This is a genomic window from Hyella patelloides LEGE 07179 (genome assembly GCF_900659865.1).
Taxonomy (GTDB): domain Bacteria; phylum Cyanobacteriota; class Cyanobacteriia; order Cyanobacteriales; family Xenococcaceae; genus Hyella; species Hyella patelloides.
In genome coordinates this window covers 1-2,945 of the sequence record NZ_LR214401.1, presented here as the reverse complement: position 1 = coordinate 2,945, position 2,945 = coordinate 1, and the positions used below count along the sequence as shown (strand labels likewise).

The 2,945-nt window shown below is 36.6% G+C and carries 2 protein-coding genes; both read left to right on the top strand.

Features of this window, described 5'->3' with window-relative positions; all coding sequences use genetic code 11:
- Positions 1–319: 319 nt before the first annotated feature.
- Positions 320–1,756, top strand: a complete 1,437-nt coding sequence (locus H1P_RS35195) for a phosphotransferase family protein (protein ID WP_222427410.1) — start codon at positions 320–322, stop codon at positions 1,754–1,756.
- A 294-nt stretch (positions 1,757–2,050) separates the two neighbouring features.
- Positions 2,051–2,488 carry a GFA family protein gene (locus H1P_RS39185; protein WP_144876412.1) on the top strand — a complete coding sequence of 146 codons (438 nt, stop codon included), beginning with the start codon at positions 2,051–2,053 and terminating at the stop codon, positions 2,486–2,488.
- Positions 2,489–2,945: the final 457 nt, after the last annotated feature.

Below are 2,945 nucleotides of genomic sequence, written 5' to 3'. Positions count from 1 at the left end.
CGCTTTTCGGAATTTTTCTTTTTAGGAAAAATATCTTGAAATAGCTTCCACTCTAGGTCATTTAATCCCTCAAATTTGCCTGGCATCTTCAGTCGTTTAGTTACAACCTTCTTATTTTATCTATTATTAGTGGGATAGGTTCATTTATGGGGAGTTTTGTAATTACGAAACTCCTTTTTGATTTATTTTCGAGCAATAATTTAACGTGAATACGATGGCAATACTTAATGACTAAGCATTAATTGGACTCAATTTTAGGGACTAACCGATTCTTATCGCATAATTGAATAAGATTTATTTTTGGTTAGAACTCAATGTTATGACTGAAAATATCTTTTTATATCTTTATAAGATGATGCTGTTCAAGCCCTGGAAATCTTACTTTTATGCCTTATTAATTCATCCTACTGAAGCTAAAGTATTGATAATATCTAGGGATGAGTATTATTGTCTGCCTTGCGTTGAGATTAATAAAAATATCGGGTTCGATAATTTTCAAGCTATTAAAGATGGGATGGAGCGAAAACTTGGTATTTCCATCAATGTTTTGCATTATGCCAGTTATAAAGTTGAAAAAGAGCAACGTAAAATCCAAGGTACATATGTGTTGGAGCAGCATAACCCCACTGAAGAAATACAAGTCGGAACTTGGTGCGATCGCGTAGTGCCAGCCCTTTGGGCTGATCGCCAAGCTGTAGAGAGTCTATCTTTTATTTATCCAGAACAGAAATCAATAATTGAAAAATACTTAATTGATCTTGAAAGTGATACTATTCCCAAACTTCGCCCACCTTGGGCGCAATCTGGTTGGTTTAGTGAGGCTTCAGCCTGGGTTGAAGAGCAATTAGAGAAATTGGAGTACCAACAAATTACTCCTGTAGAATATTTGAGAAGTTGGTCAATATCTTGTGTTCTAAAGGTTGAAACTACGGCAGGAACTATATATCTTAAGGCAGCTTCCACTTTTTTGCCTCTTTTTTGTGATGAACCGATAGTTACCGCAGAATTAGCCAGTTTATTTCCCAACCATATGCCCACTGTGATTAGTATTAATCGCCAGCGTCACTGGATGTTATTAGAGGATTTCGGCAAACCAATTGGTGGCAATGTATCCCTTCAAGTGCAACAAGATATTTATCGTTTATTCGCTCAAATTCAAATTCAGTCAGTCGAACAGCGCGATCGCTTGTTATCTATAGGGTGCTTAGATCGACGTTTAGATATCTTACAGTCTCAAATCGCTCCTCTGATTAACGACGAGAATTCCTTGTCTGAATTATCAGCAGCAGAAATCGAGCAACTACATAAACTAGCACCAAAACTCAAAAACTTATGCTCGCAACTGGCTAGCTATAAAATACCAGAGACATTGGTACACGGGGATTTGCATTTAAATAATGTTGCGTTACATAAAAATAATTATCTTTTTTTTGATTGGACAGATAGTTGTATATCTCATCCTTTTTTCGATCTGTTTGAGTTGTTTCTCGAAAGTAATCAAAAATCACTTTTTGGGCGTTTAAAAGGTTTATGGAAGCGGAAATCTCAAGAGCGTTTACGCGATCGATACTTAAGTCAATGGACAGAGTATGAACCAAAAGAGCGTTTGCTTGAAGCCTGGAATATAGCCAAACCTTTATGTGCTTTGCATCATGCTGTCACCTACCAAAATATGATCCCTAGTTTAGAAGCAAGAGCTAAACAAGAGGTTAATGCCTTACCCTATTTGTTGCGGGAAATTATTCGCTCTGGTTGAAATTTAAGTAAATTATTTAGCTTGGTGATTTAGTAATGTCTGGTTTGTATTGGTTGAGTTTAAATTTTTCTGTTTCTGCTGTTCAACAAGAATCAATTTCAGCGCGATTAGCTAGATAAAAAGTAGCAAAGATCGAGCAAATAAAAAAAAGTTAAGAAATATGAAACCAAGGGCGATAAACCAAGGTTGAAAAGGAAAGTATTTTTATGATTATCATTGCATTATGAAAATATGCTATCGCTATAATTATTAATTAGGCAGAGAAACAAATTATAGAGAAAATAGAAGTCACAAATGTATAACAAAGGTTCATGCCAATGCGGAGCGATTGAATTTGAGTTCGAGAGTCCATATTTTCTGACATTATGCCATTGCAGAAACTGCCAAAAGCTACATGGATCGGCATTTGCACCGATTCTTCATGGGGAATCGAATACTTTCAAATGGTTGAAAGGCGAAGAGTTTCTCAGCTACTTTAACTCATCGTCGTATGTTAAAAGAGTATTCTGTCGCAAATGTGGTTCTAATATGCCAATGGTCAGTCACGAACTAAATCATATCGCTGTTCCAGCAAGCGTTATGGACACACCTGTTGAACAGCAGCCAGTGGCACACTTCTATACGAGGTCGAAAGCAACTTGGTTTTGTATTAGCGATGAGGCTCAACAATATGAAACCATTCCGCCAGGAGGTATTCGCGAAGTATATGAAAGAGTTAAGAATGCAACTTGACAATATAACGTATTTTGGTTAGTCATGATCGCAGAACGATGCCATCAGAGTTTGCCCAATTTACCCGCAATAATCACAGTTCGGAATTCTCATTGTCTCCAGAAAAATACCAATCGAAATCATTATTGAGGAATTAATATTAACCTGGGCGGTATCTAGTGCAGAGGAATGAATAAACCGAATTGCCAAAATATCGCTTTAACCATAATTGAAGCTATGAGCTAAGAGTTTATCTAGCGATCGCTAATGACTACGATACCTCTTTTCAGCCTTAAAAAATCTTGAAAAAGTAGCTAAAATGACATTTTGCGGACACAGATAAAGCTAAATCTGGATTGTAATAACTGGTAAATAGATTAAAATTGTCCTTTTTCCTCGTTCCTTGTTACTGAAAACCGATGCCCTTTGACGCTTATAATCCTGAAAACTTTTATGATGAGTTGTTTACCGCCCCAGG

Bases quoted from the DNA above. Each gene is read 5' to 3' on its own strand.
- H1P_RS35195 (WP_222427410.1), top strand. From the start codon at position 320: ATGACTGAAAATATCTTTTTATATCTTTATAAGATGATGCTGTTCAAG.
- H1P_RS39185 (WP_144876412.1), top strand. From the start codon at position 2,051: ATGTATAACAAAGGTTCATGCCAATGCGGAGCGATTGAATTTGAGTTC.